This window comes from Streptomyces sp. ISL-12 (assembly GCF_018614415.1).
In the GTDB taxonomy this organism is placed as follows: domain Bacteria; phylum Actinomycetota; class Actinomycetes; order Streptomycetales; family Streptomycetaceae; genus Streptomyces.
On record NZ_JAGGOO010000115.1, the window covers coordinates 12,020 to 31,923 of the forward strand.

The window sequence follows — 19,904 nt, forward strand, 5'->3', positions numbered from 1 at the left end:
CTGCGCCGCGCCCCGGCCGGGGAAGGGGTGGCCGGAGGCTCAAGTGTCAGGCTGACGACAGGTGCCGTGCACCGTCAAGCGGGTGTTCCGGAATGCGGAACCCATGCCGCCGGGGAGGTGCCGTCACACGGCCTCCCCGAGCGCGGCGATCACGTCCGCCTTGCGCGGCTGCCCGGCGGCCCGCCGCACCACGCGGCCCTCGGCGTCCAGGACCAGCACGGTCGGCGTACTGACGATGTCCAGGGCGCGGACCAGCTCCAGGCGGGCCTCGGCGTCGATCTCGACATGCGCGATCCCCGGGACCAGTCCGGCGACCTCGTGGAGAACCCGGCGGGTGGCCCGGCAAGGGGCGCAGAAGGCACTGGAGAACTGGACGAGCGTGGCCCGCTCCCCCAGTTCCGCGCCCAGCTCGGCCGCGCCCAGCCGCTCACCCTCGTCCCGCCCGCCCACACGCACGCTCCCGTCTCGATCCGGTCCCCGCCCGTGCAGCGCCCACGGAACGGTGAAAGATTCCCGCCTGGCCGCCGCACGAGGGGGACGTGACGAGAATCTCGCCCTCTCCGGGCACCAGGGCTGGTACACCGGTCGTTCTTCGGGCACGATCTGCGACAAGCCGTAAACCTACGGCTGCGTAAGTTTCTTCTGGGAGTCCCCTTCCCAGGCGAAGAAGGAAGGGTCCGCGCCGCCCATGGCAGAACTCGTCTACCGTCCGGCCATCGGTCTCGCCCGCACCCTGTTCAAGGTGTGGGACCTCAAGATCGACTGCCAGGGTTCGGAGAACATCCCGCGCTCGGGCGGCGCCGTGCTGGTGAGCAACCACATCAGCTACCTGGACTTCATCTTCGACGGCCTGGCGGCGCTGCCGCAGAAGCGGCTCGTTCGCTTCATGGCGAAGGAATCGGTCTTCCGGCACCGGATCTCCGGCCCGCTGATGCGCTCGATGAAGCACATCCCGGTCGACCGCAAGCAGGGCGAGGCGGCGTACGCGCACGCGCTGGACTCGCTGCGGTCCGGTGAGATCGTCGGGGTCTTCCCGGAGGCGACGATCTCCGAGTCGTTCACGCTCAAGAGCTTCAAGTCGGGTGCGGCGCGGCTGGCGCAGGAGGCGGGCGTCCCGCTGGTGCCGATGGCGCTGTGGGGCACCCAGCGGCTGTGGACCAAGGGCCACCCGCGCAACTTCAAGCGCAGCCACACCCCGATCACCATCCGGGTCGGCGAGGCGATGGAGGCCCCGCGCGAGCAGTACGCGGGCGCGATCACGCGCCGTCTGCGCGGACGCGTGCACGAACTGCTGGAGGCCGCTCAGCGCGCCTACCCGGTGCGGCCGAAGGGCCCGGAGGACACCTGGTGGATGCCGGCCCACCTGGGCGGCACCGCCCCGACGCCGGAGCAGGTCCGCGCGGCCGAGGCGCACTGACCCCGGGCCACTACAGGGCGGTCGGCAGAATCCGCCACAGGTGCGGCCGGTCGGTGGCGGTGCGCAGGGCGTGCAGTACGGCCGGGTGCGGTGCGGCGTGCAGGAGCGGGTGGTCCGCCTCGCCGGCTTCGGCGTCCGGGGTGAAGGCCAGCCGTTCCCCGTCCAGGGAGAACCGGGCGTCGACGCCGGGCTTGTTCCCGCGCGGGTCCTGCCGGTGCCAGGCGCCGTTGAACCGTACGGCGATCAGTCCGTGCACCACGTGACCGCTGCCGTCGTCGTGCAGCAGTCGCTGGTAGCAGAGCGCGGTGGGGATGTCCTCGGCCCGCAGCAGCGCGGCCAGGGCGTGGGCCTTGGCGTAGCAGATGCCGGTGCGCTGCTCCAGGACGTCGGAGGCCCGCCAGGTGACGCGCAGGTCGCCCGAGTCCTGCGAGTGCGGCACGCCGTCCCGGACGAACTCGAACGCGAGCCGCGCACAGGCATACGAGTCCTCCGCCTCCTTGGCGAGGCGCGCGGCCGTCTCGCGGACCAGCGGGTGCTCATGGTCGATCACCTCGTCGGCGGCGAGATAGGCGGACAGGTCAGGGGTTTCCTGGATCAGCTCCATGTCCGCAGAGCATAGGAAAGCGATCACCCCAGGTCAATAGATTTCCGGATGACCGCATACCTATGCATCGCTGTCCATCTGTCGCGCTACCGGGCCATCTCCTCCTTGAGCGCGGCCACAAACGCGTCCACGTCGTCCTCGGTGGTGTCGAAGGCGCACATCCAGCGGACGTCGCCGGCCGCCTCGTCCCAGAAGTAGAAGCGGAACCGCTTCTGCAGGCGTTCACTCACGTCGTGCGGCAGCCGGGCGAAGACGGCGTTGGCCTGCACCGGGTGCAGGATCTCCACGCCGTGCACGGCGCGCACGCCCTCGGCCAGGCGCTGGGCCATCTCGTTGGCGTGCCGGGCGTTGCGCAGCCACAGGTCCTTGGCGAGCAGCGCCTCCAGCTGCACCGAGATGAACCGCATCTTGGAGGCGAGCTGCATGGACAGCTTGCGCAGGTGCGGCATGTGGCGCACGGCGTCCTGGTTGATGACGACCACCGCCTCGCCGAACAGGGCGCCGTTCTTGGTGCCGCCCAGCGAGAGGATGTCGACGCCGACCGCGTTGGTGAAGGTCCGCATGGGGACGTCGAGACAGGCGGCGGCGTTGGCGATCCGGGAACCGTCGAGGTGCACGGTCATGCCGTGCGCGTGGGCGTGGTCGCAGATCGCGCGGATCTCGTCGGGTGTGTAGAGGGTGCCGAGTTCGGTGCTCTGGGTGATCGAGACGACCTGGGGCATGGCCCGGTGCTCGTCGTCCCAGCCGTACGCCTGCCGGTCGATCAGCTCGGGGGTGAGCTTGCCGTCGGGGGTGGGAACGGTGAGCAGCTTGAGGCCGCCCATGCGTTCGGGGGCGCCGCCCTCGTCGACGTTGATGTGCGCGCTCTCGGCGCAGATGACCGCGCCCCAGCGGTCGGTGACCGCCTGGAGCGCGACGACGTTGGCGCCGGTGCCGTTGAAGACCGGGAACGCCTCGGCCGTGGGGCCGAAGTGGCCGCGGATCACCCGCTGGAGGTTCTCCGTGTACGCGTCCTCGCCGTACGCGACCTGGTGGCCGCCGTTGGCCAGGGCCAGGGCGGCGAGCACCTCCGGGTGGGCCCCGGCGTAGTTGTCACTGGCGAAACCGCGTTCCTCGGGGTCGTGATGGCGACGCGCGTCGGTCTTCGGGGGGTTCACGGCTTCTCGGTCAGCCACAGACGGTTTCCGTTCACTTCCGCGGCGGGCTTCTCCCAGACTCCGGCGACCGCCTCGGCCAGGTCCTTGACGTCCGTGAAGCCCGCGAACTTCGCGTTCGGGCGCTCGGCGCGCATCGCGTCGTGCACCAACGCCTTCACCACCAGGATCGCAGCCGCCGAGGTCGGCCCCTGCTCGCCCCCCGCTTTGCGGAAGTAGTCGGCCATGGCGAGCGTCCACGCCTCGGCGGCGGCCTTGGCGGCGGAGTACGCGGCGTTGCCCGCGGTCGGCTGCGACGCGCCGGCCGCGCTGATCAGGACGTACCGGCCGCGGTCACTGCGCTGGAGGGCCTCGTGGAAGGCGAGGGAGGTGTGCTGGACGGTGCGGATCAGGAGTTTCTCCAGCAGGTCCCAGTCGCCGAGGTCCGTCTTGGTGAAGGTCTGGCTGCCGCGCCAGCCGCCCACCAGGTGGACCAGGCCGTCGACGCGGCCGTACTCCTGCTCGATCCCGTCGGCCCAGGCGCGCGCGGCGTCCAGATCGAGCAGGTCGACGGTCTCGCCGGTGACGGTGGCGCCGCCGTGCGCGTAGCGCGCCGCGTCCACCGCCTCCGCCAGCTTCTGCGGGTCGTTGTCCGAGCCGACGACCGTCGCCCCGGCCTCGGCGAGCCGCAGCAGCGCGGCCCGTCCCGCGGGACCGCCCGCGCCGGCCACCGCGATCACCGCGCCGTCGAGCGTCCCGTTGCCCTTGGACCCCATGGTCCTCGCCTCCCGAGCCTTGTTCCCGTTGCCGGTGCCGTCGCTCACGCGGCGGCCCGCTCGGCGCTGCCCGCCGTGATGCCCCGGGTCGACGCGATCACGTTCTTGAGTTTCTTGGACAGGGCCTCGTAGAACATGCTCAGCGGAAACTCGTCCGGAAGCACGTCGTCCACGAGTTTGCGCGGCGGCAGGGTCAGGTCGAGGGCGTCGGGGCCCTTGGCCCACTTGGAGCCCGGGTGCGGGGCGAGGTAGGTGGAGACCAGTTCGTAGCCGGCGAACCAGTGGACGAGTTTGGGGCGGTCGATGCCGTCGCGGTAGAGGGTCTCGATCTCCGCGCACAGCTGGTTGGTGACCTGGGGTGCGTGCTCCCAGTCGATGGAGAGGCGGTTGTCGGTCCAGCGGACGACGTCGTACTTGTGCAGGTAGGCGAAGAGGAGCTGGCCGCCGAGCCCGTCGTAGTTGCGGACGCGCTCACCGGTGACCGGGAAGCGGAACATGCGGTCGAAGAGGACCGCGACCTGCACGTCCCGGGCCTGCGGTACGCCTTCGCCCGCGAGTTTCACGGCCTCCTTGAAGGCGGTGAGGTCGCAGCGCAGCTCCTCCAGGCCGTACATCCAGAACGGCTGGCGCTGCTTGATCATGAACGGGTCGAAGGGCAGGTCGCCGTGGCTGTGGGTGCGGTCGTGGACCATGTCCCAGAGCACGAACGCCTCCTGGCAGCGCTGCTGGTCGTGGACCATCGCGGCGACGTCCTCGGGCAGTTCCAGGCCCAGCACGTCGACGGCGGCGGCGGTGACGCGGCGGAAGCGGGCGGCCTCGCGATCGCAGAAGATGCCGCCCCAGGTGAAGCGCTCCGGGGCCTCGCGCACGGCGATGGTCTCCGGGAAGAGGACGGCGGAGTTGGTGTCGTAGCCCGAGGTGAAGTCCTCGAAGGTGATGCCGCAGAACAGCGGGTTGTCGTAGCGGGTGCGCTCCAGTTCGGCCAGCCAGTGGGGCCAGACCATGCGCAGCACGACCGCTTCGAGGTTGCGGTCCGGGTTGCCGTTCTGCGTGTACATCGGGAAGACGACCAGGTGCTGGAGGCCGTCGGCGCGGTGCGCGGCGGGCTGGAAGGCCAGCAGCGAGTCCAGGAAGTCGGGCACCTGGAAGCCGCCCTCGGCCCAGCGTCCGAGGTCCGTCACCAGGGCCTCGTGGTAGGCGCGGTCGTGCGGCAGCAGCGGCGACAGCTCCCGTACGGCGTCGGCGACCCGGCGTACGGCGTCCTCGGCGGCGCCGCGCTCGGGGGCGCCCTCGGCGGTGAAGTCGATCGACCCGTCCTTGGACTGCCAGGGGCGGATGCGCTCCACGGCATCCTTGAGCACGGGCCACGCCGGGTGCTCCACCACCCTGTCCGCCGGAGGAAGCCGCTCCTCCGTACCCGCCTGCACAAGAATTTCCGTCATGTTCCATCCTCCACGGGAGAACCTCGCGTAAGGACACCGTATGCATACAAGGTTTCCCTCATCAAGGGGAACCTCAGGAAATTATCCTGCCGCACCCCGGGCTTCACCGCACTTTTTCCTGCGGGTCACCGGGGAGGGGATGCTCCCCGCCGGGCGGTTAGGCTGCGGGTCCTGTCACCGTCCGACGTCCGACGGAAGCGAGTCGCGTCTTGAACTTCCTCACCATCGGTCACCGGGGCGTCATGGGCGTCGAGCCCGAGAACACCCTGCGGTCCTTCATCGCCGCCGAGCAGGCGGGGCTCGACGTGATCGAACTGGATCTGCACCTGAGCAAGGACGGCGCCCTCGTCGTCATGCACGACACGGACGTGGACCGCACGACCGACGGCACCGGTCCGATCGCCGGGAAGACCCTCGCCGAGCTGCGCACGCTCGACGCGGGGCACGCGGAGCGCGTCCCGGTGTTCGAGGAGGTGCTGGACGCCGTGTCGCTGCCGTTGCAGGCGGAGATCAAGGACGTGGCGGCGGCCCGGGCCCTGGCCGAGGTGATCGACGAGCGGGGGCTGGCCGGGCGGGTGGAGGTGTCCTCGTTCCACGACGAGGCGGTCGCCGAGACGGGCCGGCTGGTGCCGGGCGTACGGACCGCCCTCATCGCCAGCCGGTACGGCACCGACATCGTGGAACGCGCCGTCGAGGCCGGTGCCGCGACCGTCTGCCTCAACATCCGCCGGCTCACCCTGGAGACCGTGGAACTGGCCCGCGAGGCGGAACTGAGGATCATCGGCTGGGTGGTCAACACCCAGGAGCACCTGCGCCTGGCGCGGGCCTTCGGCCTGGACGGCGTGACGACCGACTACCCGGAGATCAAGCGCACCGGCCGCTTCACCGCCTGAACCCTCAGGACAGTTCCTTGACCAGCAGCTCGAAGGCGAGGTCCGCGCGCCGCGGTATGCCGAAGCGCTCGTCGCCGTACGGGAACGGGCTGGTGCGGCCCGTACGGCGGTAGCCGCGCCGCTCGTACCAGGCGATGAGGTCCTCGCGCGCCGTTATCACCGTCATGTGCATCTCGGTCACGCCCCAGTCCGTACGGGCCCGCCGCTCCGCCTCGGCGAGGACCGCCTTGCCGAGGCCGGCGCCCTGGAGGCCGGGGCGGACGGCGAACATCCCGAAGTAGGCGTGCCCGTCCCGGCGCTCCAGCTGGCAGCAGGCGACGATCCGTCCCTCCCGCTCGACCGTCAGCAGCGTGCCCCCGGGTGTCTCGATGACCTCCCGCACGCCTTCGGGATCCGTCCGCTGCCCTTCGAGGAGGTCCGCCTCGGTGGTCCACCCGGCCCGGCTGCTGTCGCCCCGGTACGCCGACTCGATCAGCGCGACGAGCGCGTCGATGTCGGCGGCGGTGGCGTCGCGGAAGGTCAGGTCGGCGGTGAGGGCGTCGGCGGTGAGGGCGTCGGCGGTGTCCATGGAGCACGTCTCCCTTGGGTGCGGTGCGATGCGATGGCGGCGCGGCGCGGCGCGGGCAGCGTCGAGCGTAACGCTGCCGTTAGGCTCCGGACGCATGGTGCATGTACTCAGCAGCCGTATCCTGCTCCGCCCCGTCGACCCGGACCGCTCCCGCGCCTTCTACGGTGAGCGGCTCGGCCTCGCCGTCCACCGGGAGTTCGGCACCGGTCCGGAACGCGGCACCGTCTACTTCCTCGGCGGCGGCTTCCTGGAGGTCTCCGGCCGGGCCGAGGCCCCGGCCGCGCCGGGGCTCCGTATCTGGATGCAGGTGGCGGACGCGGCGGCGGCCCGCGACGAGCTGCGGGCCAAGGGCGTGCCGATCGTGCGGGAGCCGGTGCGCGAGCCGTGGGGCCTGGTGGAGATGTGGATCGAGGACCCGGACGGGACGCGGATCGTCCTGGTGGAGATCCCCGGCGACCATCCGCTGCGCTACCGGCCGGGTATCTGAGCCGGTCGGCGCGGGGCGGGGCGCCGGGAAGTTCCGGATGGTACGGGCGGGCGGTCGGGCTTAGCGTGCTGGAGGGGGACGCCGGCCGCCGTGGAAGGGACGCCCCACGCCATGCCCGATGCGATCGAGACGGACGCGCCCGTGCCCGGCGGGCCCTGCTGGGCCGAGCTGGGGACCAGTGACGTCGGGGCCGCCCGGCGCTTCTACACGGGGCTGTTCGGCTGGCGGCCCGAGACGGTGCCGGGCCGGGCGACCGGCGGCTACACGCTGGCGCGCCTCGCGGGCACGCCGGTCGCCGGGCTGGCCCCGCTGTACCGGCCGGAGCAGCCGGTCGGCTGGGACGTGGCCTTCGCCGTGGCCGACGCGGACGCCGCGGCGCGGCGGGTGACGGCGTCCGGTGGCGCGGTCCTGTCCGGTCCGGTGGACGTGACCGACGCGGGCCGTCTGGTGGTGGCGGTGGACCCGGGCGGCGCGGTGTTCCAGCTGTGGCAGGCCGGTGCCTTCGCGGGCGTCGCCCCGCCGGGGGTGCCCGGTTCGCTGGGCTGGGTGGAACTGCTCACCCGGGCGCCGGAGCGGGCCGCGGACTTCTACGCGACGGTCCTCGGCTGGCGGCTGGGCGGCTCGGGTACCTCCAGCGCATCGGGCGGCTCGGCGCGGTGGAGCGTCGGCGGTGCGGAGTTCGGCTCGCTGGTGACCATGGACGACAAGTTCCCGCACGAGGTGCCCGCGCACTGGCTGCCGTACTTCGCCGTGGCGGACGTCGACCGCGCCGCCGCCGACGCCACCGGCGGGCACGGCACCGTCCTGATGCTGCCCACCTCGCCGCCCGACGGCCCGCGCATCGCGGTGCTGCGGGACCCGCAGGGGGCGATGTTCGGGGTGTACGGGGCGGGCGGCGGCCGGGGCTGACGCGCCGCTGGTCCCGACGGCCCCGGGGTCAGGCCCGCGGTACCCCGAGGCGTCCTTCCAGCTGGACGAGGAGTTCGCCGAGCAGTCCGGCCAGCGCGCCGCGCTCGGGGGTGCCCAGGCCGGACAGGGCGACGGTCTCGTAGGCGAGCTGCTCGGGGAGGATGCCGTCCACCGTGTCGCGCCCGGCGTCGGTGAGGCGGACGTGGGCGACCCGGCGGTCCCGGGTGTCGCCGCGGCGTTCGACCAGTCCGCGCTCGGAGAGCTGCTTGAGCCGCTTGGTGACGGCGGCGCCGGAGGAGAAGGTCTCGCGGGCCAGTTCCCCGGGGGTCAGCTCGTGTCCCGTGCGGCGCAGCGCGCCGAGGAGGTCGAACTCGGGCCGGGTGAGACCGGCCCGGCGCAGCGGCGCGTCCTCCGCCTGCTGGAGGAGGGCGGCGCAGCGGTTGATGCGGCCGATGATCTCCATCGGGCCGGTGTCCAGGTCGGGGTGGACGGCCTGCCACTGCCGGACGACGCCCGCGACGGTGTCGCCCTGCGCCGGCCCGGTCACCTCACCCGTCCCCGGCCCCGTCACGTCGCCCGTCCTGGGCCCCGTCAGGTCGCCCGTCCCCGACCCGGTCACGTCGCCCGCCCCCGCCCCGGTCGAGTCAGTCTTCGCCGGCCCGGTCGTGCCGTCCTTGGTCGCCGAGGGCCGGTCGGTTGCCGTCATGGCTTCGCGTCCTCCGTTGTCGTGCCCGAGTCCTGGTCCGCGCCGGCCGTCCGGCGGCGCACCGTAGCGGCGAGGGTACGGTGTCCGGCCTGTTCGGCGAGCACGACCCTCTCCTGGGGCAGGGCCCGCTGCCACCACTCGCCGGCGGCGGCGTCGGCGGTGGCCCGCAGGTCGGTCAGGGCGGCGGCCAGGGCACGCCGGGCGGTCTCCAGGGCGGCGGGGTCCGGGTGGGGTCCGGCCAGCAGCCGGGCGGCGTGCTCGCGGGCGCGGTCGGCGGCGGTCACGGCTTCCTCGACCCGGGAGGCCGCGCGCCGGTTGGTGACGGCCATCGCCGCCAGGAGACCGACCACGGCGCCGACCACGGTGTCCAGTACGCGTTCGGTGATCAGCTCCCCGGGGTCCTGGTAGCGGGCGAACTCGCTGATGAGCAGCGCCATGGGGGTGACGCAAACGGTGCCGAGCCAGTAGTTGCGGCTGATGAACGCCTCCGCGCCGAAGGCGCAGGCGAGGCAGAACACCACGAGGAACGCCTGGTGGAGGTGGGCGACCGGGGCGACGACGGCGAACAGCAGCACCCCGGCGAAGTTGCCGACGACGCGCTGGACGGTCCTGCTCCAGGTGAGGGTCAGGTTCGCCTGGTAGAGCGCCGCGGCGGTGACCAGGGCCCAGTAGGGGCGGCCGACACCGATCGCGAGGGAGGCCCAGCCCGCCAGGGCGCAGCCGAGGGCGGTGCGCACCGCGATGGGGGCGAGCGGGCCGGCCCGGTGCCACAGGGAGCGGGGGCCGGCGGTCAGTTCGGCCTCGACGCCGAGCAGTTCCTCGGTGTCGGCGGCGCTGTCCCCGGTGCGCGGGACGCGGCCGGTGCCGCGCAGGTCTCGGGCCCAGCCGCGCAGCCGTTCCGGGTCGGTGTCGGCGGGCGCGGCGAGCGCGACCTCGGCGCGGACGACGAGGCGTTCCAGGGCGCGGCGGGTGGCCGCGCGGGCACCGGACGCCGGTACGGCGAGCAGGGCCTGCCAGGCGGCCTGGACGGCGGCGTACCCGGCGGCGCGGGCCCCGGCGTGGCCGTCGCCGGTGCCGCGGGTGTCGGCGTACGCGGCGGCGGCGTACAGGGCCGCCGCGGTGGCGCGGCGCTCCGGGCCGTGCGGGCGGACCAGGCCGGGGGCCATGCCGACGATCCAGGCCCAGGCGCCCGCGGCGAGGGCGAGGCCCAGGTGACCGGGGATCTGGCCGAGGGTCTGCGGGACGAACAGGGCGGCCGAGCTGATGAAGGTGAGGACGACGTTGCCCGGCGGGCCGACGCGGGTGGCGTCGCACAGCGTCTTCTGCGCGGCGGCCAGCAGGGCGCCGACGGCCACCAGCACGACGGCGTCGTCGGTGAGCGACGCGGTGACCAGGGCGACGGCGAGGCCGCCGACCATGCCGAGGATCACCCACACCAGGACGCGGGCGCGGGCGGCGTAGGGGCGGTTGTGGGCGTACAGCGCGCACATGGACCCGGCCATCGTGTACATGGCCAGGTCGAGCCGGCCGAGCGCCAGCAGGGTGAGGGTGGGCGGGGCGAGCGAGGCGACGGAACTGAGCGCGGGCTTGAACCAGATGTCGGAGGGGCGGCGCGGACGCAGCGCGGCGGCCAGGGGGAGGCGGCGGGTGCGGGTGGGGCCGGAGGTGGGGGTCGCACTGCTCATACAAATACTTTAGCAGGTGTTTTATCTGTAAAAGATTCTGCCCGGGGTGAGCACCTCTCCCGTGCCGCGCTCCCGTGAATGCCCCTCCGATGCCTCCTTGCGCTCGCGTGCGCGCCGCGCGCTCCGGGCATCCCTTGACCGACGGCCGAGCGAGGGAGGGGCGCGTGCACGGACCGGTGTCCTCCGGCTGGCTGCTGGTCGCGCTGTGCGCGGCGACCGGCGCCTACTGCCTGCTGCGGATGCGCAGCGATGTCGAGGAGCAGCGCCGCGCCGCGGGCGGCGAGGCGTTGATGGGGTTCGGCATGGCCGCCATGGCCGTGCCGGCGGCCGTGGTCACCCAGCCGGCGTGGGCCTGGCCGGTCTACGCGGCGGTGTTCGGCGCGGCCGGGCTGCGCGCCCTGTGGGCCGCCCGGAGCGGCCGCCACCATCTCCACCACCTGGTCGGCGCCGGGGCAATGGTCTACATGTCGCTGGTGATGGCCGCCTCCCCCGGGCACGGTCACGGCCACGGCGGTTCCGGCGTGCCCCTGCTCACCGGCGCCCTGCTGCTCTACTTCACCGGGTACGTCCTGCTGGCCGGGGTTCGTCTGGTGCCGGTGCCCGCGGTGGCCGGCACCGCGGGCGGCGGGTGGGGCGACCGGCCGGAGCTGGCCCGCGCGTGCCGGCTGTCGATGGGGATCGCGATGCTGGCGATGCTGGCGATGCTCTGAACGCGCGCCGCGGGTACGGCGGACAGCCCTCCGGGGGCCGCGAGCACCGGAATTGGCCCACCGGCCTCCGGTTCGGCGAGGATCTCGGCATGCAGACGCCGCACCTGAACTCCCCGCCCCGTCCACCGCGGCCCCGCACCGCGCTCCGTACCGCCTCCCGCGCCGCCTGGGTCCTGGCGGTGTGTTCGGCGCTGCTGCTCGTCCTGGTCGCCGCCGAGTGGCGCCCGCTGATCGACCTGGACACCGGCATCTCCCGCACCACGCACCGCTGGGCGGTCGAGGAGACCGGCGTCACGCAGACCTTCCGCGTCCTGACCGACTGGGTCTGGGACCCGTGGACGATGCGCCTGCTGTGCGCGGTGGCCGCGCTGTGGCTGGGGCTGCGGCGCGACGCCTGGTGGACGGCGCTGTGGCTGGCGGCGACGTGCGCGCTGGCCGCGCTGGTGCAGCAGGTACTGAAGGCCGCGGTGGGCCGGGCGCGTCCGGTCTGGCCCGACCCCGTGGACAGCGCCCACTACGCGGCCTTCCCGTCGGGCCACGCCATGACCGCCACCGTGGTGTGCGGCCTGCTGCTGTGGCTGCTGCACCACTACGATGCCGCCCGCGCCGCGCGCCTGGCCGCGACGGCCGTGGCCGTGGTCTCGGTGGCCGGCGTCGGCCTGACCCGGGTCTGGCTGGGCGTCCACTGGACCACGGACGTCGTCGCCGGCTGGCTCATGGGCGCCCTGACGGTGTGTCTGGCGGTGTCGGTCCACCGTCGCCGGCGGCCCGGGCCGGCAGCGCGCCGGACCGCCCCCTCGCCCCGGGAGAGTCCCGCCTCGTAGGATTCCGGCATGACAGCGGTGCTCTTCGACTTCTCCGGCACCCTCTTCCGCGTCGAGTCCTGCGAGGCGTGGCTGCGCGCGGTGCTCGCCGAGGCCCGGGTCCATCTGCCCGAGGCGGAGGTGGCGCGCATCGCGCGGGCGCTGGAGGAGGCGGGCGCGCTGCCGGGCGGGGCGCCGCCCGCACGGGTGCCGGACGAGCTGGCCACCGTGTGGGAGACCCGGGACGAGACGCCGGAACTGCACCGCGCGGCGTACACCGGGCTGTCCCGCCGGGTACCGCTGCCCGACCCCGCGCTGCACGAGGCGCTGTACGAGCGGCACATGACGCCGGCCGCGTGGCGCCCCTACCCCGACGCCGCCGAGGTGCTGCGCACGCTGCGGGAGCGCGGAATCCCGGTCGGCGTGGTCAGCAACATCGGCTGGGACCCGCGCCCGGTCTTCCGCGCGCACGGGCTCGACCCTTACGTGGACACCTACGTGCTGTCCTACGAACACGGCCTCCGCAAGCCGGACCCCGCCCTCTTCGCCACGGCCTGCGCGGCTCTGGGCGCCGACCCCGCGCGCACCCTGATGGTCGGGGACGACCGCCGCGCGGACGGCGGCGCGGCGGCCCTCGGCTGCGGGGTGCACTTCGTCGACCACCTGCCGGTGCGCGAACGGCCCGACGGACTGCGTCCGGTGCTCGACCTCGTTCCCTGACGGGCCGCGCCGTCCTGAACGTACCGAACGCACCGTGGCCGCCGCAGCAACCGGTCTCCGGCCGTCAGGCCGTGGTGATTCGCCACTCGGTGGGCTCGTGACCGTCGGGTTGGTGGACCGACCGCTCGGACGTCTCGGCACGCACCGCCACCTTGGACGATCCCCCGCGTCGCCCAAGGTGGCGGTGGCCGGACGCGCCCGTGGCGGCGCGGGTCCGGTAGCGCTGAGTATAGTTGGCTGGCAGCCAGTCAACGCAGGAGTTACAGCATGTCCCCGCGGAGCGCCTCGGTCAACGAAGAGTTACGCCGGCGCTCGCAGGAGCGGTTGCTCCAGGCGGCGGTGGAGCTGGTCGGCGAACGCGGTTACGACGCCACCACCTTGGGCGACATCGCCGACCGGGCGGGTGCGGCGCGGGGGCTGATCTCGTACTACTTCCCCGGCAAGCGCCGGCTCGTGCAGTCCGCCGTGCACCGGCTGATGCACCGCACACTGGAGGAGGCGCTGGAACGGGAGCCGCGCTCCGGCGACGGGCGGGAGCGGATGGCGCGGGCCATCGACGCGGTCCTGGGCCTGGCCCGGGACCGGCCGGTGCTGATGCGCCAGCACATGGCGGGGCTGCTGCACGCCGAGGGGTTCGTGCCGTGCCCGGAGCAGCGGCGGCTGGCCGAACTGCTGCGGGACACCGTCGCCCGGCACGGCTCGTGCGACGTGGACCGGGACTACCCGATGCTGCGGGCCCTGCTCATGGGCGCCGTGTACGCCGCCCTGATGCCGGGCGCGCCGATGCCGGTGCCGGTGCTGCGCGCCGAACTGTTCGCGCGCTACCGGCTGGAGTGGGCCATGGGTGTCCCGCCGGACACCGGAGCGTCCGGCGGGAGACGCGACACGGACACGGACCTGTCGCGGTTCTTCGCCACCGCGCCGGCCCCCGAGGACCGGCCGGAGGGTCAGTCGAAGTAGTCCGGCTGCGTCTGGACGTTCAGCTCGTCCAGGCGGACGCGCTTGGCCGCGTCCGTGCGCCGGTCGCTGAGCTTGAGCACGTCGAAGCCCTTGGCGATGTCGTTCGAGTAGATGTAGCCGTTGTAGTAGTACGCCGACCAGGAGCCGCCGGTGACCATCGTGTCGGTGGACAGCGGGCCGCGCTCGAACCAGGCGATCTCCTTCGGCTTCGAGGAGTCGGTGAAGTCCCAGACGGAGACGCCGCCCTGGTACCACGCCTGGACCATGAGGTCCTTGCCCTTGACCGGGATCAGCGAGCCGTTGTGGGCCACGCAGTTCTCCGTGTCGGCCTGGTGACGCGGGATCTTGAAGTAGCTGCGGAAGACGAGCTTGCTCTTCTCGCCCTTGCCGACGATGTCGTAGATGCCGTCGGCGCCGCGGTTCGGGCCGATCTCCGCGTTGCAGGTGGCCGCGCCGCCGCCGCCCAGCTCGTCGGTGAAGACGACCTTCTTCGCGGTCTGGTTGAAGGTCGCCGAGTGCCAGAACGCGAAGTTGACGTTGTCCTGGACGCGGTCGATGACCTTCGGGTGCTCCGGGTCCTCGATGGAGAACAGGATGCCGTCGCCCATGCAGGCGCCCGCCGCCAGGTCCTTGGAGGGCAGCACGGTGATGTCGTGGCAGCCGGTGGTCTTGGAGACGCCGGGGTTGGTGGGCGCGCCCGGGTTGCCGCCGCCGTCGGGGCCCTCACCGGGGAACAGCACCGGGAAGCCGACGACCGCCGCCTTCTCGGGGGCGCTGCGCGGCACCTTGATGACCGAGATGCCGTCGTGCGGCGGCTGGCAGTCGGGGTACGACGCGCTCGGCGAGTACGAGGAGACGTAGATGTAGACGTTGCGGCGCTCGGGCACGATCGTGTGGGTGTGCGAGCCGCAGGCGGTCTCGACGGCGGCGACGTACTTCGGGTCGCGCACGTCGCTGATGTCGAAGACCTTCATGCCCTCCCAGGAGGACTTCTCGGTCACCGGCTGGGTGGTGCTGTTGCAACTGTCGTCGCTGCGCGAGGAGTCGGTCGACAGGAACAGCAGGTCACCGGAGACGGAGATGTCGTTCTGCGAGCCGGGGCAGAGCACCTGGGAGACGGTCTTCGGCTTCTTCGGGTTGCTGATGTCGAAGACGCGGAAGCCGTCGTAGTTGCCGGCGAAGGCGTACTTGCCCTGGAAGGCCAGGTCCGAGTTGGTGCCCGGCAGCACGTCCTTGGGGATGTTGACGAGGTGCTCGATGTTGTCCGAGTGGACGATCTCGTCCTGGGCGGGTATCTCACCGCTCGCGATCGCCTCGGTCGCCTCGGCCCGCGCGCTCTTGGACACCTCCTTCGACGCGGCCGGACCGTCCCCGGGGTCGGGGGTCGCCGCCGCCGGCGAGGCGGTGAGCAGCGCGGCCAGCAGCCCGGCGGCAGCCGTGGCGACTCCCAGACGTCTGCGCCGTGTTCTCGGGTCGTTCAACAGGATCACTGCTTCCTCCCTGGTTCCGTTCGCGTTCGAACGGTGCGTCCATCCCGCAGTATCGTCTTCGGCATGCTCATACCAACAGGGGGCAACAGACTCGTAATGAAGTTTTCCGATCAGCGGTGTGCGGAAGCGTGCTAGGACGGTCAGGACACTCACGAGGTGTCCCCCGCCCCGGCTGCCCCAGGAGGTCGTTGTGCCCTTCCGTCCCGTGTCCCGTGCCTCGCTCGTCGCGGTGTCGCTGACCGCCCTGGCCGTGCTGGGGCTCGGGGCCTGCGACTCCGGCGACTCCGGCGGGGACACCGGCTCGGCCGCCTCCGCCGGTCCCTCGGTGATCGCGCCCGGCGGACCGGGCGAGGCCAATCGCACGCTGTCCGCCCAGGACGCCGAGGAGCAGCGCGCCGACGACGACTCGCCCAACTCGGCCGATGTCGACTACGCCCGGATGATGATCCAGCACCACGCCCAGGCGCTGGTGATGACCGAGCTGGTGCCCGAGCGCGCCGAGTCGGAGAAGGTGACGCGCCTCGCCGAGCGGATCGCCGCGTCGCAGGAGCCGGAGATCGGCGCCATGCGGGGCTGGCTGACGGAGCACGGCGAGGAGGAGACGGAGACGGGCGGCGCGCACGACCACGCCGCGATGCCGGGCATGGCGACCGACGCGCAGCTGAAGCAGTTGCGCGCGGCGCGCGGGAAGGCGTTCGACCAGCTCTTCCTGACGCTGATGATCACCCATCACCAGGGGGCGATCACCATGGCGACGGACGTGAAGGCGCAGGGCAACAACGTCCGGATCGAGGAGATGGCCGACGACGTGGTCGCCCAGCAGACGAGCGAGATCTCCCGGATGCGGGACATGCTGTGACGCGTACGAGAGCGATCGGGGCGGCGGGACCGGCGGGTGACGGCTGCGGGGCGCGGGCCGGTCAGCGGCGGACCCGGCGCGGTGCCAGCAGGCCCGCGTCCCGGGCCTGGCCGATCAGCCGCAGCGATCCGCGCCTGCTCAGTCCGGTAGCGGCCATCACCGCCAGGACGGGGTCGCCGCCCCGCTCCTGAGCGGCCCGGTACTCCCGTGCCGCCAACCGCCGCCCCTCCTGGCCCCGCGGACAGCCGGGCCGGGCGTGCCGTACGGCGGACGGGGTGCCGTCCGCGCGGACGGCGCCGCACGCCTCGGCGAGGGGTTCCTCCAGCCACTCGCCGAGCGCCGTCAGGTCGTCGAGGCAGAGCGCCGGCCGGGCCTGCACGTCCTCCAGGCAGACACCGTCCGGGGACACCACCGCCAGGGCCTCGATCCGGGCGCCGTCGGCGAACACCAGCAGGACGTCGTACCAGGAGGCGGTGGCGCCGTCCTCGCACACGTTCCACGCGTGCCGTACGGAGATCTCGCCGTCGTCCGGGCAGCGGTCGGAGAGCCGGAGGGAACGATGAACGCGCGATGCTTCGGGCACCTGCGGAACGTAACCGCGTAGCACGTCCGGGACGTGCCGGACACGCGTCGAGCGCCCCGCGCAGCACCCTGTCAGCGGACCGCGAGCGGTGCGCGTGCGGACTGGCTTCGCCAGGGCACCCTCACGCCATGGGCGCCAGCAGGCCCAGGTCGCGCAGGCTCTCGGCGGCCTCCACGATCGTCGTCTCGGCGGGGCGCGGGGTCCAGCCCAGTTCCTTGCGCGCCCGGTCGTTGTGGATGACCGGGCGCCGCGGCTCCTCCCCCGGGGCCTCCCGGGTGGGGACGCGCGCGGCCCACCCGCCGAGCCGCCGGCGCAGCGTCTCGGCCACGTCCCGGAAGCTCATCGTGGGGCCGTCGGCCAGCGCGAGGAAGCGCCGCCCCGCGGCGTCGGGCGCGGCCATCGCGCGCAGATGCAGATCGGCGACGTCACGGACGTCGGCGACACCGAAGTACTGGCGGGGCAGGACGCTCAGCGTCCCGTCGAGCATCGACTTGACGAGCTGGGCCGACATGCGCAGGTCGGTGGTGAGGGTGGGCCCGAGGATGAACGTCGGGTTGACGACGACGAGTTCGAGGCCGCCGCCCTCGCGCTCCATCAGGTCCCAGGCGGCCCGCTCGGCGATCGCCTTGGAGCGCGGGTAGGGCGCGAGGCCGGGGGTGTCGGGGTCGGTCCAGTCGTCCTCGGTGTAGTCGGCGTCCGGCTTGGGGGTGTAGCCGATCGCCGCGAAGGACGAGGTGAGGACGGTGCGCCGGGCGCCGGCGTCACGCGCGGCGCGCAGGACCCGCAGGACGCCCTCGCGAGCGGGGACGATCAGTTCGTCGGGGTCCTCGGGCCGGGTGGCCGGGATGGGCGAGGCGACGTGGTGGACCTCGTCGCAGCCGGCCAGCGCCGCGGGCCAGCCGTCGTCGGCCATCAGGTCCGCGGCGACGACCTCCAGGCCGGCGTCGTCGGCGCCGCCGCGGCGCACCGCCGCGCGCAGGCCGGCCTCGCGGGCGGCCGTCGAGCGGACCGTGGCCCGCACCTCCCGGCCCTCCCGCAGCAACGCGGCGATCAGCTGCGTCGCCAGATAGCCGGACCCGCCGGTGACCAGTACCTTGCTCATCGCTCCACCTCCAGGCGGCCTGCCGCCGCCCTCACTCGTCGGGTCGCCTCGGCCTCGGCGGCGGCGTCGCCGCGCTCCCGGGCGTCCCACATCGCCGCCTTCTCCCGCAGGTAGGTGAGGCGGACCTGCTGTGCGGCCAGCTCGCGCTCGACCCGTTCCGCGTGCCGCAGCAGCAGATCGCGCTGCTCGGCCGCCGCCGCCCGGCCGCGGGCCCGGTTGGCCATGTACGCCCGCATGTCCTCGATGCCGACGCCGACGGCCCGCAGGCAGGCCAGCATGTCCAGCACGTCGAGGTCCTCGGGGCGGTAGCGCCGGTGTCCGCTGCTCTCGTCCCGGTCCACCGGACCGATCAGACCCACGTCCTCGTAGTAGCGCAGCGTCGGCTCACTCAGTCCGCTGCGTCGGGATACGTCCCGAATGGTGAAGGTTGTTGCCATGCAATGAGCAGAACACACTTCAAGCGCTTGAGGTCAAGCGTGACCCCGCGGCGGCCCGGCGGGGCGGACACACGGCGGCAACAGACCGGAAATCAACAAACTGTTCAAGGCGCTTACGGTCTCTGGCTGTTGACGTGTTTCCACCCGCAGCCCAGGAGCGCCCATGGCCCCGCCCACCCCTGTACACCCGGTCGACGAGGTTCCGCCCGTACGGCAGTTGGCCGCCTTCGGTCTCCAGCACGTGCTCGCCATGTACGCGGGCGCGGTGGCCGTCCCGCTGATCGTGGGCGGGGCGATGAAGCTGCCGGCGGCGGATCTGGCGTACCTGATCACCGCCGATCTGCTGGTGTGCGGCATCGCCACCCTCATCCAGTGTGTCGGCTTCTGGCGGTTCGGCGTGCGGCTGCCGATCATGCAGGGCTGTACGTTCGCCGCGGTCTCCCCGATGGTGATGATCGGGACGACGGGTGGCGGTCTGCCCGCGATCTACGGGTCGGTGATCGTCGCGGGGCTCGCGATCATGCTGCTGGCGCCGGTCTTCGGGCGGCTGCTGCGGTTCTTCCCGCCGCTGGTGACGGGCACGGTGATCCTGATCATCGGTGTCTCCCTGATGCCGGTGGCGGGCAACTGGGCCGCGGGCGGCTCCGGCGCGGCGGACTTCGGTGATCCGGGGAACATAGGGCTCGCGGCCTTCGTGCTCGTGGTGGTGCTCGCCGTGCAGCGGTTCGCACCGGTGTTCCTCAGCCGGATCGCGGTGCTGATCGGCATCGCGGCCGGGCTCGCGGTCGCGGTGCCGCTGGGCTTCACCGACTTCGGCGGGGTGGCGGACGCCGGCTGGGTCGGGATCAGCACGCCGTTCCACTTCGGCGCCCCGGCCTTCGAGGCGTCGGCGATCGTGTCGATGCTGGTGGTGGCACTCGTCTGCATGACCGAGACGACCGGTGACTTCATCGCGGTCGGTGAGCTGACCGGCCGGAAGGCCGAGCCGCGCTCGCTGGCGGACGGACTGCGGGCCGACGGTCTCTCCACGGTCCTCGGCGGCGTCTTCAACACCTTCCCCTACACGGCGTTCGCGCAGAACGTGGGTCTGGTCGGCATGACCCGGGTGCGCAGCCGCTGGGTGGTGGCCGCGGCGGGCGGCATGCTGGTGCTGCTCGGCCTGCTGCCCAAGCTGGGCGCGGTGGTGGCGGCGGTACCGGCGCCGGTGCTCGGCGGGGCCGGCCTGGTGATGTTCGGGACGGTGGCCGCGAGCGGCCTGCGCACGCTCGCCGAGGTCGACTTCAAGGGCAACCACAACCTCACGGTGGTGGCGGTGTCCCTGGCGGTGGGCCTGCTGCCGGTCGGTGTGCCGACCGTGTACGACCGGTTCCCGGACTGGTTCCAGACCGTGATGCACAGCGGCATCAGCGCGGGGTGCCTGACGGCGATCGTGCTGAACCTGCTCTTCAACCACCTTCCGGCGCGGGCCGGGTCGACAGCGGGGGAACCGGCCGGGGAACCGGCGCGGAGCGGCACCACGCCGGTCACGCCCGGAGAGGCCGTCTAGGGCCTGTCGTTTGGATCACGCCGCAGACGCGGGGTCTGGCACGCGCATCTGCGGCGTTGTCGTCACTCGCCGAC

General features: G+C 72.9%; 22 protein-coding genes. 10 read left to right on the forward strand and 12 right to left on the reverse strand.

Annotated elements, in window-relative coordinates; genetic code table 11:
• Nucleotides 1–123 precede the first annotated feature (123 nt).
• Nucleotides 124–489 carry a thioredoxin family protein gene (locus tag J7I94_RS28850; RefSeq protein WP_251075906.1) on the reverse strand — a complete coding sequence of 122 codons (366 nt, stop codon included), beginning with the start codon at nt 487–489 and terminating at the stop codon, nt 124–126.
• Between the two features lie 199 nt (nt 490–688).
• Here J7I94_RS28850 and J7I94_RS28855 point away from each other — a divergent pair, with 199 nt between their 5' ends.
• On the forward strand, nt 689–1,417 hold the full coding sequence (locus J7I94_RS28855; RefSeq protein ID WP_215171653.1) for a 1-acyl-sn-glycerol-3-phosphate acyltransferase: 729 nt from the start codon (nt 689–691) through the stop codon (nt 1,415–1,417).
• Between the two features lie 10 nt (nt 1,418–1,427).
• Here the strand turns inward: J7I94_RS28855 and J7I94_RS28860 are convergent, their stop codons facing one another.
• The 4 genes from J7I94_RS28860 to J7I94_RS28875 all read right to left on the reverse strand — a co-directional run bounded on the left by J7I94_RS28860 (nt 1,428) and on the right by J7I94_RS28875 (nt 5,372).
• Nucleotides 1,428–2,021, reverse strand: a complete 594-nt coding sequence (locus J7I94_RS28860) for a transglutaminase domain-containing protein (RefSeq protein WP_215171655.1) — start codon at nt 2,019–2,021, stop codon at nt 1,428–1,430.
• A gap of 86 nt (nt 2,022–2,107) precedes the next feature.
• On the reverse strand, nt 2,108–3,178 hold the full coding sequence (locus J7I94_RS28865) for a low specificity L-threonine aldolase (protein ID WP_215171657.1): 1,071 nt from the start codon (nt 3,176–3,178) through the stop codon (nt 2,108–2,110).
• Nucleotides 3,175–3,930 (reverse strand): SDR family NAD(P)-dependent oxidoreductase, encoded by a 756-nt coding sequence (locus tag J7I94_RS28870; RefSeq protein WP_215171691.1) that lies wholly within the window; start codon nt 3,928–3,930, stop codon nt 3,175–3,177. Before J7I94_RS28870 ends, J7I94_RS28865 begins: the two co-directional genes overlap by 4 nt.
• Before the next feature lie 44 nt (nt 3,931–3,974).
• The gene (locus tag J7I94_RS28875) at nt 3,975–5,372 is read right to left on the reverse strand and encodes a DUF6421 family protein (protein ID WP_215171659.1); all 1,398 of its coding nucleotides are present in this window, start codon (nt 5,370–5,372) and stop codon (nt 3,975–3,977) included.
• Nucleotides 5,373–5,581: 209 nt separating this feature from the next.
• Here J7I94_RS28875 and J7I94_RS28880 point away from each other — a divergent pair, with 209 nt between their 5' ends.
• Complete coding sequence (locus J7I94_RS28880; RefSeq protein ID WP_215171661.1) at nt 5,582–6,265, forward strand: glycerophosphodiester phosphodiesterase family protein; 684 nt, start codon at nt 5,582–5,584, stop codon at nt 6,263–6,265.
• A gap of 4 nt (nt 6,266–6,269) precedes the next feature.
• Here the strand turns inward: J7I94_RS28880 and J7I94_RS28885 are convergent, their stop codons facing one another.
• On the reverse strand, nt 6,270–6,833 hold the full coding sequence (locus J7I94_RS28885; protein ID WP_215171663.1) for a GNAT family N-acetyltransferase: 564 nt from the start codon (nt 6,831–6,833) through the stop codon (nt 6,270–6,272).
• 94 nt (nt 6,834–6,927) lie between these two features.
• On the opposite strand from J7I94_RS28885, the gene J7I94_RS28890 reads away from it, so the two are divergent.
• Together J7I94_RS28890 and J7I94_RS28895 are read left to right on the forward strand one after the other, a co-directional pair.
• Nucleotides 6,928–7,320: a VOC family protein gene (locus J7I94_RS28890; RefSeq protein ID WP_215171665.1), complete on the forward strand. Its 393-nt coding sequence runs from the start codon at nt 6,928–6,930 to the stop codon at nt 7,318–7,320.
• A gap of 123 nt (nt 7,321–7,443) precedes the next feature.
• On the forward strand, nt 7,444–8,229 hold the full coding sequence (locus J7I94_RS28895; RefSeq protein ID WP_215171693.1) for a VOC family protein: 786 nt from the start codon (nt 7,444–7,446) through the stop codon (nt 8,227–8,229).
• A gap of 28 nt (nt 8,230–8,257) precedes the next feature.
• On the opposite strand, the gene J7I94_RS28900 is transcribed toward J7I94_RS28895, so the two are convergent.
• Together J7I94_RS28900 and J7I94_RS28905 are read right to left on the reverse strand one after the other, a co-directional pair.
• Nucleotides 8,258–8,935, reverse strand: a complete 678-nt coding sequence (locus tag J7I94_RS28900; protein WP_215171667.1) for a MarR family winged helix-turn-helix transcriptional regulator — start codon at nt 8,933–8,935, stop codon at nt 8,258–8,260.
• On the reverse strand, nt 8,932–10,620 hold the full coding sequence (locus J7I94_RS28905; RefSeq protein WP_215171669.1) for an FUSC family protein: 1,689 nt from the start codon (nt 10,618–10,620) through the stop codon (nt 8,932–8,934). Before J7I94_RS28905 ends, J7I94_RS28900 begins: the two co-directional genes overlap by 4 nt.
• Nucleotides 10,621–10,784: 164 nt before the next feature.
• On the opposite strand from J7I94_RS28905, the gene J7I94_RS28910 reads away from it, so the two are divergent.
• The 4 genes from J7I94_RS28910 (at nt 10,785) to J7I94_RS28925 (ending at nt 13,813) form a co-directional block, all read left to right on the forward strand.
• Nucleotides 10,785–11,330 (forward strand): DUF5134 domain-containing protein, encoded by a 546-nt coding sequence (locus tag J7I94_RS28910; protein WP_215171671.1) that lies wholly within the window; start codon nt 10,785–10,787, stop codon nt 11,328–11,330.
• Between the two features lie 89 nt (nt 11,331–11,419).
• Nucleotides 11,420–12,154, forward strand: a complete 735-nt coding sequence (locus J7I94_RS28915) for a phosphatase PAP2 family protein (protein ID WP_215171673.1) — start codon at nt 11,420–11,422, stop codon at nt 12,152–12,154.
• 9 nt (nt 12,155–12,163) lie between these two features.
• The gene (locus tag J7I94_RS28920; RefSeq protein ID WP_215171675.1) at nt 12,164–12,853 is read left to right on the forward strand and encodes an HAD family hydrolase; all 690 of its coding nucleotides are present in this window, start codon (nt 12,164–12,166) and stop codon (nt 12,851–12,853) included.
• 267 nt (nt 12,854–13,120) lie between these two features.
• Complete coding sequence (locus J7I94_RS28925) at nt 13,121–13,813, forward strand: TetR/AcrR family transcriptional regulator (RefSeq protein WP_215171677.1); 693 nt, start codon at nt 13,121–13,123, stop codon at nt 13,811–13,813.
• On the opposite strand, the gene J7I94_RS28930 is transcribed toward J7I94_RS28925, so the two are convergent.
• Nucleotides 13,801–15,303, reverse strand: a complete 1,503-nt coding sequence (locus J7I94_RS28930) for an LVIVD repeat-containing protein (RefSeq protein ID WP_215171679.1) — start codon at nt 15,301–15,303, stop codon at nt 13,801–13,803. The two genes, J7I94_RS28925 and J7I94_RS28930, sit on opposite strands and share 13 nt — an antisense overlap.
• A gap of 190 nt (nt 15,304–15,493) precedes the next feature.
• Between J7I94_RS28930 and J7I94_RS28935 the strand changes: the two genes are divergently transcribed.
• Nucleotides 15,494–16,162, forward strand: a complete 669-nt coding sequence (locus J7I94_RS28935; RefSeq protein WP_215171681.1) for a DUF305 domain-containing protein — start codon at nt 15,494–15,496, stop codon at nt 16,160–16,162.
• A 61-nt stretch (nt 16,163–16,223) separates the two neighbouring features.
• On the opposite strand, the gene J7I94_RS28940 is transcribed toward J7I94_RS28935, so the two are convergent.
• The 3 genes from J7I94_RS28940 to J7I94_RS28950 all read right to left on the reverse strand — a co-directional run bounded on the left by J7I94_RS28940 (nt 16,224) and on the right by J7I94_RS28950 (nt 18,284).
• Complete coding sequence (locus tag J7I94_RS28940) at nt 16,224–16,679, reverse strand: DUF6214 family protein (RefSeq protein ID WP_215171695.1); 456 nt, start codon at nt 16,677–16,679, stop codon at nt 16,224–16,226.
• Nucleotides 16,680–16,866: 187 nt separating this feature from the next.
• Nucleotides 16,867–17,847 carry an NAD-dependent epimerase/dehydratase family protein gene (locus tag J7I94_RS28945; protein ID WP_215171683.1) on the reverse strand — a complete coding sequence of 327 codons (981 nt, stop codon included), beginning with the start codon at nt 17,845–17,847 and terminating at the stop codon, nt 16,867–16,869.
• The gene (locus J7I94_RS28950) at nt 17,844–18,284 is read right to left on the reverse strand and encodes a MerR family transcriptional regulator (protein WP_215171685.1); all 441 of its coding nucleotides are present in this window, start codon (nt 18,282–18,284) and stop codon (nt 17,844–17,846) included. The genes J7I94_RS28945 and J7I94_RS28950 overlap by 4 nt, the downstream gene beginning before the upstream one ends.
• Before the next feature lie 163 nt (nt 18,285–18,447).
• On the opposite strand from J7I94_RS28950, the gene J7I94_RS28955 reads away from it, so the two are divergent.
• Complete coding sequence (locus J7I94_RS28955) at nt 18,448–19,830, forward strand: nucleobase:cation symporter-2 family protein (protein ID WP_215171687.1); 1,383 nt, start codon at nt 18,448–18,450, stop codon at nt 19,828–19,830.
• Nucleotides 19,831–19,904 lie beyond the last annotated feature (74 nt).